General features: G+C 49.5%; 12 protein-coding genes. 5 read left to right on the top strand and 7 right to left on the bottom strand.

Translation table 11 applies throughout. The annotated features are described in order from the left end of the window. Positions 1 to 68: 68 nt before the first annotated feature. The 5 genes from epsF to QOY30_RS04820 form a co-directional block, all read right to left on the bottom strand. The gene (gene epsF / locus QOY30_RS04840; protein ID WP_283743502.1) at positions 69 to 1502 is read right to left on the bottom strand and encodes a chain length determinant protein EpsF; all 1434 of its coding nucleotides are present in this window, start codon (positions 1500 to 1502) and stop codon (positions 69 to 71) included. A gap of 24 nt (positions 1503 to 1526) precedes the next feature. Beyond that, positions 1527 to 2336, bottom strand: a complete 810-nt coding sequence (epsE, locus tag QOY30_RS04835) for a polysaccharide export protein EpsE (protein WP_283743501.1) — start codon at positions 2334 to 2336, stop codon at positions 1527 to 1529. A 290-nt stretch (positions 2337 to 2626) separates the two neighbouring features. After that, the gene (locus QOY30_RS04830) at positions 2627 to 3589 is read right to left on the bottom strand and encodes an EpsD family peptidyl-prolyl cis-trans isomerase (protein WP_283743500.1); all 963 of its coding nucleotides are present in this window, start codon (positions 3587 to 3589) and stop codon (positions 2627 to 2629) included. A 273-nt stretch (positions 3590 to 3862) separates the two neighbouring features. Further along, the gene (epsL, locus tag QOY30_RS04825; RefSeq protein ID WP_283743499.1) at positions 3863 to 5059 is read right to left on the bottom strand and encodes an XrtB/PEP-CTERM-associated polysaccharide biosynthesis outer membrane protein EpsL; all 1197 of its coding nucleotides are present in this window, start codon (positions 5057 to 5059) and stop codon (positions 3863 to 3865) included. Between the two features lie 155 nt (positions 5060 to 5214). Continuing rightward, positions 5215 to 7272, bottom strand: a complete 2058-nt coding sequence (locus QOY30_RS04820; RefSeq protein WP_283743498.1) for a S8 family serine peptidase — start codon at positions 7270 to 7272, stop codon at positions 5215 to 5217. A 346-nt stretch (positions 7273 to 7618) separates the two neighbouring features. Between QOY30_RS04820 and QOY30_RS04815 the strand changes: the two genes are divergently transcribed. The 3 genes from QOY30_RS04815 (at position 7619) to QOY30_RS04805 (ending at position 10798) form a co-directional block, all read left to right on the top strand. Continuing rightward, positions 7619 to 8143, top strand: a complete 525-nt coding sequence (locus tag QOY30_RS04815; protein ID WP_283743497.1) for an archaeosortase/exosortase family protein — start codon at positions 7619 to 7621, stop codon at positions 8141 to 8143. Then, positions 8118 to 8780 carry a hypothetical protein gene (locus QOY30_RS04810; RefSeq protein WP_283743496.1) on the top strand — a complete coding sequence of 221 codons (663 nt, stop codon included), beginning with the start codon at positions 8118 to 8120 and terminating at the stop codon, positions 8778 to 8780. Before QOY30_RS04815 ends, QOY30_RS04810 begins: the two co-directional genes overlap by 26 nt. Positions 8781 to 9004: 224 nt before the next feature. After that, on the top strand, positions 9005 to 10798 hold the full coding sequence (locus tag QOY30_RS04805; RefSeq protein WP_283743495.1) for an EAL domain-containing protein: 1794 nt from the start codon (positions 9005 to 9007) through the stop codon (positions 10796 to 10798). Positions 10799 to 11177: 379 nt separating this feature from the next. Here QOY30_RS04805 and QOY30_RS04800 read toward each other — a convergent pair whose 3' ends face one another. Next, a complete protein-coding gene (locus QOY30_RS04800) occupies positions 11178 to 11819 on the bottom strand; it encodes a DNA-3-methyladenine glycosylase family protein (RefSeq protein ID WP_283743494.1) in 642 nt (213 codons plus the stop codon). A gap of 99 nt (positions 11820 to 11918) precedes the next feature. Further along, positions 11919 to 12833: a LysR family transcriptional regulator gene (locus tag QOY30_RS04795; protein ID WP_283743493.1), complete on the bottom strand. Its 915-nt coding sequence runs from the start codon at positions 12831 to 12833 to the stop codon at positions 11919 to 11921. Between the two features lie 112 nt (positions 12834 to 12945). On the opposite strand from QOY30_RS04795, the gene QOY30_RS04790 reads away from it, so the two are divergent. Further along, the gene (locus QOY30_RS04790; protein ID WP_283743492.1) at positions 12946 to 13695 is read left to right on the top strand and encodes an SDR family NAD(P)-dependent oxidoreductase; all 750 of its coding nucleotides are present in this window, start codon (positions 12946 to 12948) and stop codon (positions 13693 to 13695) included. A 37-nt stretch (positions 13696 to 13732) separates the two neighbouring features. Then, positions 13733 to 14266, top strand: a complete 534-nt coding sequence (locus tag QOY30_RS04785) for a carboxymuconolactone decarboxylase family protein (RefSeq protein ID WP_283743491.1) — start codon at positions 13733 to 13735, stop codon at positions 14264 to 14266. The last annotated feature ends 103 nt before the right edge of the window (positions 14267 to 14369 follow it).

Raw genomic sequence — 14369 nt, 5'->3', positions numbered from 1 at the left:
AGATGGCTGGTCGCTTCATCAGTTGCTTCACCGGGCTCGCCACGAACGGAAATTCAATCTGAGCTTCCTTAAACTACCGTTACGGCCTTGCGAAACCGCGGCCTTATCTTCACCGCACCGGCCATTTTTTTCATCCACCCCCTGATACCGAGTGGTTTCGAATCCTTTTTGAACTGAACCAGTACGGGTACGCCTGTCGCAGACCCCAGCGATTCGCCTGTTCTAACGCGTTGATCCAGCATTTCAGCAACAAATGCCCCGCCCACTCCCAACAATGTCCCCATGAATACTGCGATTAACAGATTCTTGAACATGCTAGGGGAAGAACGCGCGAGGGGCTCCGAAGCCGGCGTAAGTACCGTAATGTTGGTCTGGTTGGATTGGCTTTGTAGATTGCTTTCCGTATATCGCTGCACCACAGTGTCATAGGCTTTCTGTGCCGACTCCACATCTCTTTCCAGCACGGCAATCTGGTCACGCTGCCCGCTGTCTTCCATGACTTGTTGCTTGTGAGACTCTATGGCGGCCTTCAATTCGGACCGCTTTTGCATGTTGACGCTGTTCGCGGTGTTAATGCTGTCAAGAATTTTCTTGGTTTCTTCTGCCATCTTCTGCTTGAGCGATGCGATTTGGCTTTCCATCGCCTGATATTGGGGATTGTTTTGACCGAGGTTGAGACTTGCTTCCTGCAACTTTCCTTCTTGCTTGATCAGTTCCGATTTGAGACTCAGGATGACCGGGTTTTGCATGACATCGGCCAAGGTGTCGCCGGTGCCTGCATGCTTTTTCTTGCTTTCGGTATCCGCTGTTTGGCCCTCGGACACAACCAACTGGCCTGAAAGTTCGGCGATCTTGGTACTTTCCACATTTTGCATTCTGATGTCGGTCGATACCAATCCAGTTTGTTTTTGATATGCCGACAGTCTCGACTGGGCATTTTCCAGTTCCGAACGCAAGGTCGCGACTTTCACCTGGAACCACTGTGCATATTGCCGGGCCGGTTCAACTTTCAACTCGAGGTTGGTGTTGATGTAGGCTTGGGCAAAGGCATTGGCTGCCACTGCGGCAAAAGCCGGATCGTCCGACGAGAAGGAAATGTCGATCACATTGCTGTCGCGGGAAGGTTTGACTTCGAGCTTCTTGGATAGCAGGCTCCCCAACCACGTGACCAGTTGACCCTTTCCTTGTGTTGCCTTGCGCCACTGTTCTCTGACCTGCGGGCTTTCGTCGAGTTTGAGCAGTTTGACCGCGCCTTGCGCAACTCTCTCGCTGGTTATGATATCGGTCTGGGTAGCCATGTAGCTTGGCATGGCCATGCCTGCCATTGCCATGCCAACCAGCGGATCAGGCGTTTTGACATCCAGCAGTACTGAAGTAGACGCGACGTATTTATCCGGCATCAGTAGGGTTACTGCAAAAGCGACAGTTACAGTAGCAAGCAACACATAAAGTGCAATCTTGTAACGTGCCAGAAGAATGATAAGAAACTGGTGAATGTTCATTTGGATACCGGCAATATTTTTGCCTTAAAAAAGGCTTTCGCGTACATAGAGAACATCGTCGTTATTGACCGGCGCAGTCAGATCCAGGGAGATTTCATCCAGCTTGCCACTCCCGCCACGCCGGAATATTTTGATGTTCCTCTGCGTACCGCGCAGCGTCGGGCCACCACCCTGGGCAAGCGCCTGCATCAGGGTCATATTGCGTTCCACGCGGTATGAACCCGGTCGCTGAACTTCACCGTAGATGTAATACATCGGGGCACGATGCACGTAGATGATGTCACCGCCTTCCACCAGCACATCGTCACTGCGCTTGTCGTCCAGAAACAAGCTGGGAATATCGATTTCCTTGCGGAATAGTTTGCCGTTGCGGGTGCCGGTCAAAATAACGTTGTCCGAACCCGTTCCTGTTGCACCTCCTGCCACAGCCAGTATGTCGGAAACATGAATTGTGAATGTTTCCAGCGGATAGCGACCCGGCCTGTTCACCTGTCCCAGCACCGATACCTGATTGCCACGGACCTGCGTCAGCACGATGTTGACTTGGGGTTGCTGGACGAATTTTCCATCCTTGAGCAAGCTGGCTATTTTTTTCTCAGCTGCGGTTATCGTCATTCCGCCCAACTCGACCGAACCCAGCAATGGGTAGGAGATTTCGCCGCTTTCCGAAACCCGCACTTCAGTCGTCAAATCCGGGTTCTGGAAAACTACTATGTGCATCGTATCTCCGGCACCCAGACGATAATCGTTATTACCCTCGGCAGCCTGCCCGCTCACTCCATTCATGACCAGAAGCAGTAACAAAAGCAGACGTATTATTCCTTTGCCAAGCATGAAATCTCCGTAAGATTGGTTTATTTCTGTAACCCGAAACAATGTCGTTTAACTTCTTATTCACCAACTTTGCTTAGGGGAGGCGCTGATCCGGTGCACTTGTCCCGTGTTTGCGAAAGGATCGGCGAGTATTTTTGATTTGGGTCATCCTTCACTCGCAGTTCGCCATGACCAGCATTTGGCTGGTGTTTGCCGAAATTCTTGCCAGATGATTGTCATGTCAGGTTCACCGCGAACGGAAAACCTGATCTTCGCTTTCCCGGATAATTTCGCGCCTTTGTCAGCCGCCATTATTTGAGACTTGCTATGCCTTTTGAAATATCTGGAGTAGACGATTGCGCTGGCGTCTTGCCAGATGATTCAGTTGCAGTTGTCTTTACCTCAGTAGTTGAATTTGAACCCGGCTTAAACTCACCAAAGTATTCTATTTTGGCTCCGGCCTTGAGCGACTTGATCTCATTATCAAGCGCTTCAGATTTTTTGCTGTTCATCAAGTAATCCAGAATAACCGGTGTCGCTACACTTTCTTCGACAGGCTCCGCTTTGGCATTGAGAACTTGCACCACGCTGATCGTTTTGCTTAGTTCGATCACCATTAATTTGCCTGCACCCAATTTTTCGAATCTGGGCAGCATATCCAAAGGCAATTGCTCTGCCGGCTTGACGCCTGTCTGGACAGACGAAGCAATATTCTTGCTCTTTAGCCAGGCTGCTATCGACTCCAGACTTTCGTCTTTACCAGCCATATCGCGTATTGATGCAGCCAGGTCAGGCTTGGCTTCCATTTCAAGTTCTTTTATGGAGTAGATATGCCTGTTAGAGAATAATTCGGGGTGATCGGTATAGAATTTATGCACATCCACTTGAGTCGGCTTGGGTATCCCTGAAATAATCGGATCCATATAGGCGCGAGCAAGGATGGTGTTCTTGGCATTTTCAATTGCCTGCATGACTGCGGGAGTGCGGTCAAGTTTCATTTTGACGGCTTGCTGATCGGCAAGGTTTTGCACAATCAAGTTGTTCAACACTTCCTGCTTTGCCTGATCGGGTGTTTTACCGGGCGTGGCAGGTACATTTGCCAATGCCGCATTTACCTGAGTTACCGTTATTTCATCGGAATTGATTTTTGCAGCCACTTGTGTGGAGTTTCCTTTTTCCCCACATCCGGCAAAAGCAGTTGCAATTAGTAATAATGCAACTAGAGATAATCCTTGGCGGCCATTTGCTGCCAAATTGTATGAAAGATATTCCATAAGTCCTCTGTGTGAAAATTTAAAACATCAAACACCGTCATTCCCTGAATATCCCGAACAACCGGATGTTCACCTTGCTTGAAACCTCCAATCAGGTATGAAGCGACTATTCGAACACCCACTCAAGGGGAAAAAGAATGCGCATTGAATGTGTTAAACCAATGCGACTTAAATGCGATTTGCGAAGTTAAGCTATTATGATTACAGATTGATGAACCCTGAATTGGTCTTGGCAGGAAATTTTGCAATGTGGTTCATTTGGATTTAAGTTGCTCAGAAAGTGATTTGCAACATCAGGTTCGCACTTTTGTCGGCATATTCATACGTTGCATAGTTCGTGGAGCGACTCGAATTTTGCAACGTTGCCGTTAGTTTCACCGATCGCTGTGGAGACCAATCCAGCCCGAACTCCTCCGATCGGTTGATATCGTGCCTGACAGTTTTGTTAGATTCTATCGGCGCCAGATAGTTTGCTTTGCCACGCATTAGCGACAGGTGCATGTTTGTCTTGGCGCCGATTTGCCAGACTGGCGTGATGGAAGCCGAGTCATTGATAAAGTAGCTGCTAGCCGCATCAAGCCAGGTATTGATGGACCTGTTTATCGATATGTTCATCGTGGTTTTGTCGCTGATGCTCCAGAGATAGTTCACCCCCCCTTGCGTCCCGCTAAAGTCACGTTGGTAAAATGTCGGGTATTGGTGGTTGATGTTCATCAGATTGCCGCTCAGGACTGATTTCCCGCTGGGCACCCAGTTGAACCTTAGCTCTGTCTGAGATTCGCTATATGCAGTATCTGCCAACAGGACGTAATCGGGAATCCCATTGATAAATTGTCCACGTATATTTCGCGAAAAAAGCGACATCGAGTTGCCATCTGCAAGTGCATATTTAAGCCCCCATTCCGCTGTCTTTGCAATGGAACTTTGGTTATTGATCACCGACTGGCTACTTGTCGATATGCTATCCGTTGCACCCAACAAAACATGCCAGTTGCTTTCAGCCCACCAGTCTGCGTCCAGATGACGCGTATCTACCGTGGTGAGGTTTCGTGTGTAAGTATGGATATCCGTAAAGCTATTTAATGTCTGTGTACGGTCATCGCTCAACGCTCCACTCAACCTTTCCCCGAGATTCCAGTTCCATGCACCGCTATATTCCGTATTGAAGTAGTTGAGAAATGAGAATGTGCTGAAATTATTTTTCGTCACGTTCGCTTTAAACTGCACATCCTGATTGGAATATTTTTTGTCAAAGTTGATGCCTATCGATTCAAATTGAATTCGATCCGATGTGGTGGATTTCCCGATCACACTTTGCGGATCAAGCCAGGAAGGCAGCCGAAAGACATTGTTGTCGTAAACCATCCCTGCCGACACTACATAGCTGAGCGTATCGAATTGGTCTGCAGATACCGGAATGCTTATCAGCAAAACCACCAAGCCCATTCCACGGCTTGCAATATTTGTCATTGATTTTTTTCTGAACGGACAATAACTCACACCAACCCCTGCTTCATTTATGAAAATGCAACTGGTCAGTGTGCCACGCCTTCATGAATGATTGATTAAACCGAATTGCAAGATGGGTAGTCGCTGTTCTCAGGGGAAATAGGTATTCAGCGTTATCAGGTTCTTTTTCTTGTTGTGATTGCAATGCCGCCTAATATTGTTGCCAGTATCAACTGCCCCCACCAGGGCAAGGCAGGTACATCGTTGTCATTGTTACCACTGACTGCAACCTGAATGTTCGTGGTGCTGCCCGCTGGTGCAGGGTTCGGCAGATCGGAAGAGACGTTGGCGGATATCGATTCCATGGCAACGCCATTGCTCAACATTATCTGAATCAGCAGCGAAATATTTGCTCCATTCGCGATATTGCCCGGCATACAGGTGATGGTGGAGATATTGGCTGAACACCCGGCCGGTCCCGAGACAAAATTTGCCCCGGCTGGAAGCGTTATGGTAACAACGACGTTCGTGGCAGTTTGCGGTCCCGCGTTAGTCACGGTTACCGTATAGGGGATCGCGTTTCCGGATGAAGCGTTGGTTGGGCCCGTGATGTTCACCGACATAGCCGCCGTTGCTGTCGTATTCAAGCTCCAGTTAAGCACAACGCTCCCTGCTGCACCATTGAAGCCATCGACTGCGATTTCATATTCCTGACCTGCGATAGCCTCAAACAACAGGCCGCTGGTTCCCCCTGCCGTACCGTCATTATCATTCGCGGCGATTGGCGTCAATGCACTGACGCTCGCACCGGTGTAAACCGCCAACAATGTGTCAAACCCGCTCCCATGCGTATTCAGGCTTACCTGACCGGAGGATGGTGCAATCCATTTCCACCAGACCGAAGCACCGCCACTATTCCCGGCATGATTGCGCTCCCTGGCTTCTTTGGTGGCGAGCAAACTAGTCCCGCTTGTACTGCCCGAGCCGCCACTCAATAAAAAACGATTGGCGAACATGTCGTCCGCCGGTCTTGCCGACTCCAGTAAATTCAGACGCGGTTTGACCAGACCGTTGCGCGGGTCGGTAACCTGAACCCCGCCGTTGATCAGGCGTGCCTGAGTCTGGCTCAGAGTCTCCGCAGGAAACGCCGATCGCAGCACGGCAACGGCACCCGCCACATGCGGGCTGGCCTGCGATGTCCCGGCCATGGTAATGCCTGCTGCAGTAATTATCGCTCCCGGTGCAAGCATGGTCAGAAAGCTCGCACTATCGGAAAAGCACGTAACCAGATCTGCAGCCGTCGATAAATCGGTGCAGAGATTGGCGCCCCAGGTGAGCCCGCCATAATTGGCATCATAGACGGCACCGACCGAGATGATCCCCGGCGTACATGCCGGACTTCCTATCGCATTCGTATAAGCATCATTGCCGCTGGAGGCGACGACCGTGATACCCGCGCTCATCGCACTGTTCACCGGCGTCACAAAAGGGTTGGTGCGAGCGTTGCTGCATGGGGCCGTATTCTTGGAGCCATCGCCCAGGCTCATATTGATTGCCGCAATGTTATAGGCAGACTGGTTGGCGATAGTCCAGTTGATGGCCGATATGACGTCTGAGAAATAGGCCGTTGTGCCTGAAAATGCATTGAGCATCGCAATCCGGGTAGTCGGCGCCATCCCCAGCACAATTGCTGAAACGTTGGTTCCGTGGCTGGTGTCGGTTGTTCCAGTCCCGAACAGGACAGAGGCAATAACATGGCATGCGGCTGGAATTCCTGGTGCGGTACAAGAACCAAATGCGGCATTGGTATAGTCGATGCCGTCGTCGATCACTGCCACGGTCGTCCCACCGCCGGTTTCACCGACGGCCGCAACTTGCGGTTGGTTGACCATCGGAAGGCTTTTTGTCAACACATGATGCAACTGGCCATTTTCAAATATGGCCTTGATACCGGGATGGGCGATCAGTGCGTTCAGTGCTGCCAACGTTTGAACATGCTTGAATGACATCGGCAGATGGCTATAGTCCTTCAGGTGCGTTATCTCCTGAGAAGAAAATGTACCGTCCACCTGTTGCTTCAGGATTTTGTACTGGGTAGCCTTATAGTCAAGAATTCCCGCATCGTCTAAATGCCGTTGGGTGAGTTGTCGTCGTTTGGCGGCTTCTTGTTCGACTGCGGCAGATTCATACTCGACGATTAAATCAACCCCTTGCCCGGCCTGCAGGCGATTCACTGCATTTGCCGGGGCTGTTGCTGCGCCAAATGCCGAATGGATACAGATCAAGCAACCCGATGCGGTCATCAAGAGTTGGCGCAGTTTATTCACGGGGAATTAATTTTCCAAGAGTTGGTTTATTCGACATTTCCTACCATTCTGCCCAATGAATATAACGTGGCGGTTACATCCGGATAACTTTTACTAGGCCTATCTTCTCTCTGGTGTCACATTGATGAAACAAAATCAAACTAGGATATTTAAAAGCTTTCGATAATCTTTCTGGTCTTTAATCCACTGAGCAGCGTCCAATTTTTATATCAGCGTTTCTCATTCAACCCCCTACACTCTCTTGGAAAATCATTTGCAACCCAAAGCGGGTTTACGCTCACCACTCGTTCTGATGATGGTATTCGTTGGCCTGTTAGTGACTATGCAATTTGGGTGGAGCTATTTCCGTGGTACGGCATTGGAGCGGTTGGTCGTAGACGAACTGACTGTGAAGCCTGCTGCATGGCTTATCGCGCGCATCACTCCTGAAATTGCTGTTCGGCCGATAGGCAGCCGTATTAGTGCCCCCGGCGGCGGCATCAATATTCTCAATGGGTGCGACGGAATGGATGTCGTTTTACTGTTTGTTTCAGCGATGCTGATAGCTCCGATCCCGGGGCATCGGCGTCTATTGGGTATCCTGGCCGGTGGCGGTTTAATTTATGTTTGCAATCAGCTTAGAATTCTTGGCCTGTTTTATTCCTACCGGTCTGATAAATCAATGTTCAGTTTGCTGCATGGCATGATCGCACCAATCGTGTTGATTCTCATTGCTACTGCTTTTTTTGCTTTCTGGCTCGGCATGCACAATCGTGATCAAAAGATCCAGATCAAGTAATCCCATCAACGCGAAACAGGATGATTTTCTTCTCAGCTGCAAACCGGCGGCAATCTTTGTTCGTCTGACCGCAGCCTCGTTGCTGTTACTGATTACTATCTTTTATGCCGAGACTATCGCAACAACTCTGCTGCCGCTCTACCGCATGGTATTCGAACTGATCGCCGGCGACTTCCGCATCCTGTCGCTAGGCATATCTTTGGAAAACGCCGATCGCGTGATCCGTTTGAATGTGACGTTGTCCCACGCAATCGCTGTCGCCGGTCATCTCGTTATGGCGAATTCCCAAGGCGGCGCGAGTGTCACCACCATGACCGGGAATATCTTTCAGCCCGTCATGGTTGGATTAATCGCCATACTTGCATGGCCTTCCCGTTCCTGGCGTGAAGTCACGTTGCGGTTGATTATTCTGACCCTGCTATCCTCGATGGAAACCATTTTTGACATCCCTCTCCTGCTTGCAGGCGAGTTGTGGGGAGTATTACTCGACAACCTATCCCCCGGCAGCTGGTCATTCTTGACGGTTTGGGCAGATTTTCTGCAAGGCGGCGGACGGTTGGCAATTGGAGTTATGGCGGCAATTACCAGCATTTATGGCTCTGGTCATGCCGCAACTTTCCGGAACAGTTCCAAGTAGTACTTGAACATAGCAAATATTCTTAGCAACTGTCACATAACTGACACGACAATTTTGTACAGTCAAAATTCTTACATCAATTTCTTCCCGCCTGAAGTCAAAATTAAACTTTTACAGGCCCAATCATAAGTTTCTCGTCGTGCCAATATGTGATGTTCGACTACATTTCGAGACAACGGTTATTACGAATTCCCACTATGTAATTGCGACGGAGTCTAACTCAGATGAACGCGAAATTTCTGCACTTAACTTCAAGTCCAAGATCAGAACATTCAGCTGTACGACAATTATCAAAATTTCTGCTGCCCGTAGATGAAGACACAACCTGCATGGAGGTACTCAGGTATTTCCTGTCCGATGCAAAGCTCTATGCTTTGCCGGTAGTAGATAAGAACAACATTCCCGTCGGACTCATCGACAGACATGTTTTCGTCGAGTACTTCACCCGTCAGTATGTTCCGGAAATTCACGGCAAGAAGCCAGTGCTAAATTTTCTGAAAGAAGGCTTGGCTGTAACCGCTGCAACTGCGCCTATCATTATCGACGAAGCCACTTGTATTGATGATGTGGCACAAATGATCATTGGCGCAGGAATGCAGCACATGGTTACCGGGTTCATTGTTACCGGAGACGGTGAATATCTGGGCGTCGCCAACGGCCACGACCTGCTCAACGAGATTACTTTGCGCAAGCAGGCTGACCTCTACTTTCTTGCACATTTCGATCATTTGACCGGGTTACCTAACCGTATGCTATTTGGGGATCGTTTGATGCAAGCCTGTCGAGATGCCCTGCGCAACAATACTTTGGTGGGGCTGATGTTTGTCGATGTCGATCGTTTCAAGCAAGTCAATGACTCTCTGGGTCACGGCTTTGGCGACATGCTTCTGTGCTCAATTTCGGAGCGTTTAAAATCCTGCGCCCGTGAATCCGATACCGTTGCCCGTCTGGGTGGAGATGAATTCGCCATTTTGATGGACAATCTGAAAGAGACAGATGACCCAGTGGTTATGGCGCAGAGGATCGTCGACTCCATGCAGGAGCCATTGCAAATCTCAGGACATTCCCTGCTAATTACCGTCAGCATCGGGATTGCCATTTATCCAACTGACGACACCGATGTCACCGCTTTGCTTACCAAGGCCGATACTGCCATGTATGAGGCAAAATCGAGTGGACGCAATGGATATCGCATCTACGCACCCGGTCTTTCCATGTACAACAGCGCACAAATGTCGCTGGATACTGAGCTCAGAAGTGCAGTAAGAAACAATGAATTCGTGCTTCACTACCAGCCTAAAGTCAGTCTAAATAACGGTCAGGTGATCGGAGTCGAAGCACTTATACGATGGCAGCACCCTACACGGGGCCTGCTTTCACCGGTTCATTTCATTCCACTTGCCGAAGAAAACGGTGTAATTGTGGAAATTGGAAACTGGGTCTTGCGTCAGGCTTGCATCCAACATTGCCAATGGAATAAAGCCGGCCTGCCATCCATTCATGTAGCGGTCAACGTCTCCGCCCTTCAGTTTCGGAAAATGGGCTTTATAGAAACAGTTAAGTCAGTTTTTTTAGAAACAGGGATAGACCCGCGCTACATTGAGATTGAATTAACAGAAAGCACTTTGATGCAGAACGCTGCCGGCGTTCTGGAAACACTTAACGAATTAAAAGCAATTGGCGTACGGTTATCCATCGATGACTTTGGAACCGGATACTCAAACTTGAACTATCTTAAACAATTCCCCATTGACTGTCTCAAAATCGATCAATCATTTATTCGGGACATCGATACAACTCCTGTCAACGAATCCATCGTGCGAGCGATAGTCGCTTTGGCAAATAGCATGTCAATGCAGACTATCGCTGAAGGCACAGAGAGCCAGTCCGAATTGGATGTTGTAAAACGTTGCTTATGTGACGTGGCCCAAGGATATCATTACGCCAAACCACTCGCTCCGGATGATTTTTCCAAGTGGCTAAACAGCACTCAAAAATTTGCGCTACCAGACGTATAATATGCCATTTACTGCAACACCATGAAACTACAACTTGACTGCCGGTTGCATATTACTTTTTCGATCGGGCTCTTATTTCAGCAAACCTCTCGCGCCACTCTTTAAGCTTTTCATCTTCAATCTCAAGCTGAATAGCTAAAACTTCTACCGGAACGAGTTTATGCTCATCAAGCTTCCGAACAAGCTTCTTGTCCAGACAAAAACACGCACCGCTTTTGATGCTTTGGCAGCAGAGATACCCGGAAAGGTCGGACAGCTTGAGCAATCAAACAAATAAGTTGTAGGCAGCATGTCTTCATATGATGTGATCGGCTTGCCGTAATAGCACAAACCATCAATAATGGACTGCGACCTTCTACTGCAAATAATCATTGTGTGGTTAGTCTGCGAGACGCCACAAGTACCAAGAAGCTACAGTTCGATAAGGACGCCATTTATCCGTGATGGCAGCCATTTCAGCTTCTGTAGGCCTATCACGCATGCCATAAAGTTTAACCAGCCCTCTTCGTAAGCCGGCATCACCGGTGGAGAATATATCGGGACGTCGAAGTGCAAACATCAAGAACATTTGAACTGTCCAAGGCCCAATACCGGTTATTGCAGTTAACTCACGATAGACACCTTCATCATCCGCATTGCTTAGTGACTCCAGATCAAGCTGCTTTGATGTCACCAGATCAGCAATCTGCAAAATCGTTTTGGCCTTCGTAGTCGATGTGCCACACGACCTTATTTCATCGAAGCTGAGTCCTTTTAGTCTTTTGGCCAGGTTTGTTCTGCCTCCTGCACATTCGACGAGACGATTGAAAATCGTTGTTGAAGCGGTGCCAGAAAGCTGTTGACTGATGACGGTGGAAATAAGCATTTCAACCTTGGGTCTATTGCTTACGTTGATTGTGCACGGCCCAACATCTCGAATCAGCCGGGAAAGCTCCTTGTCTCGCTTGCTTAGAAACAACTCGGCTTCGACGATAACGTCCGGGCTTAATATAGTTTGCTGTTTCGATATCGAGTTACTCATGCCCAGTCAGTTACCAAAGTTAAATGGCATAAATATTATCAGAGCTTGTTGTCAGCACCGACAGAACTATCTTGCAGAGCCTGGATAGTTCGACGAATCTCAGCTCGGCTGACTAGGTGATGAGAGTATTGAAGCGATATGATCGCCAAATGCCCTGACCTTGGCCGAATGCTTACGCGCCGCGGGGCTGACCAAATGGACTGGTATCGGCTTTACCAGCCAGTCTTTCATCAACTCTATAACTTCACCACTTGCCAATAGATCCGAAATCAGCCAGTCTGGAATGTAGCAGATTCCCAAACCATCGCGCAGGCAGGAACGCAGTGCCTCAGAATTATTGGTTAGCAGCGGTCCGTGAACCCGAACACTCACGGTAGAACCATCGGCGGTGCTGAATTCCCACTGATTGCGAGTGCCCAATTCTGTATACAGCAGACAGGAATGCTGCAGCAGGTCTTGAGGTATCTGCGGCGCACTCTGCTCAGGCCCGAGTTGCTCCAAGTATTTACGTCCTGCCACCAGCATCCGCTGCGAAGTCGCAATGCGGCGTGCTACGAGAGAACTGTCCCCCAGCGTACCAATTCGTACTGCCACGTCGATGCCTTGTTCGATCAGATCCACAAAGCCGTCATCCAATCTCAGGTCAACAATGACATCAGGATTGTTACGCATGAACGAGCGTATATGCGGCAGTAACACGCGCAACCCAAAACCGACCGAAGTGGCTACTCGTAACAGCCCCGACAAAGCACGCTCACCGCGACGCAATTCCGATTCAGCTTCACCGATTTCCGCGACCAAGCGGCGGGTTTCTTCGAAATAGCGTAATCCGTCTTCGGTTGTGGTTACGGCACGGGTAGTTCGCACCAGCAAGCGCACACCAAGATATTTCTCAAGCCCCGCCACCTGCTTGCTGATCGCGCTTTGGGTACTGGACTGCTCACGCGCTACTGCGGAAAAGCTACCGGTTTCTACCACTCTGACAAAGGTCTGCATCGCCAGGAGTCTGTCCATGACGTCTCCGATTAATTCCCAAATGGAATTAATAATAGTCCATTTCTCTATCTAGTGCCCATTTCGGAGGAACACCATACTGCAACCCATCAACAACCGACAGGAGTAAAAAATGAATAAATCAACCGTATTAATAACCGGCGCCTTAACTGGCATAGGGCGAGCCACGGCTTTCGCATTTGCCGCTGAAGGCCATAACATCGTTGTCTCCGGACGCAGCCTCGAAGCCGGTCAGCAACTAGCCGCCGAATTGCGCCGTCAAGGTGTGGATACCGAATTTTTGCTGGCCGATGTCACCGATGAAGCACAGGTCGAGACACTGATTGGAAATACGATAAGACGCTTCGGCCGCATTGATGTTGCTGTCAATAACGCGGGTGCAGAAGGCGAGCTCGGCCCGATTACCGGACAGAGCGTCGCAAATTATCGTGCGACTTTTGATACCAATGTTCTGGGCGTATTACTTAGCCTGAAATACGAACTGGCTGCCATGCAAACTCAGGGTAGTGGTTCCATCATCAATCTGTCCAGCATTGCCGGTCAGGTCGGCATGGCCGGCGCATCGGTCTATGTGGCCAGCAAACACGCAGTGGAAGGACTGACCAAAGCAGCCGCTCTGGAAGTTGCTGCTGCTGGTATCCGAGTCAATGCCGTGGCGCCTGGCCCGGTCGAGACCGCCATGCTGGAACGCTTTACCGGCGGCAATGCCGACGCAAAAGCGGGCATGTTGGCCATGATGCCAGCCAAGCGAGGGGCACAGCCGGAAGAAATTGCGCAAACCATTGTGTTCCTGGCTTCCGACAAGGCCCTCTATTTAACCGGTCAGAGCATTGCTGTGGATGGCGGCTATACAGCCCAATAACCTGTCACAAACAAACCATCAACGAAAAAGGAAGATCATGAAAACCGTACTCGTACCAACCTATGAACAAGCTTCACCTGCCAATCAGGCACTGATGCATAATCTCAAGAAAGCGTTGACCTTTGTTCCGAATTTGTATGCAACTTTCACTCATTCAGATACCGCGCTGGGTACCTATCTTACCTTGCAAAGTGCAAAGAGCTCGCTGTCAGCGAAAGCGCGAGAAGCGGTCAACCTCGCAGTCAGCGAAGTCAATCAGTGTGTTTACTGTCTGGCCGCTCATACTGCCGTTGGAAAAATGGTCGGCTTTACTGAAGAGCAGATTCTGGACATTCGCGCTGGCATCGCGCCTTTTGATGCGCGTCTTGATGCACTGGCTCGTCTGGTTCGCAATGTGATGTTAAATCGCGGCCATACGGATACGGCCGTCTTGCAAGGATTTTTTGACGCAGGCTGGAACGAAGGCAACTTGGTGGACGTGATGGTCGTTATTGGCGACAAGACCATCGCCAACTACCTGCATAGCACGACCAGAATTCCTGTGGACTTCCCTCTAGCTTCCGAGTTGTAAATTGTCGCGCCGGGTCTTATCGGCCCGGCCTCGATAATCTTAAATATACGGTACTTCACCGATGACCGCTTTCAAGAAATAAATTAGCAAAGTTCTATGACAG

Source organism: Sideroxydans sp. CL21 (genome assembly GCF_902459525.1).
In the GTDB taxonomy this organism is placed as follows: domain Bacteria; phylum Pseudomonadota; class Gammaproteobacteria; order Burkholderiales; family Gallionellaceae; genus Sideroxyarcus.
This window is presented reverse-complemented; position numbering and strand designations above follow the sequence as displayed.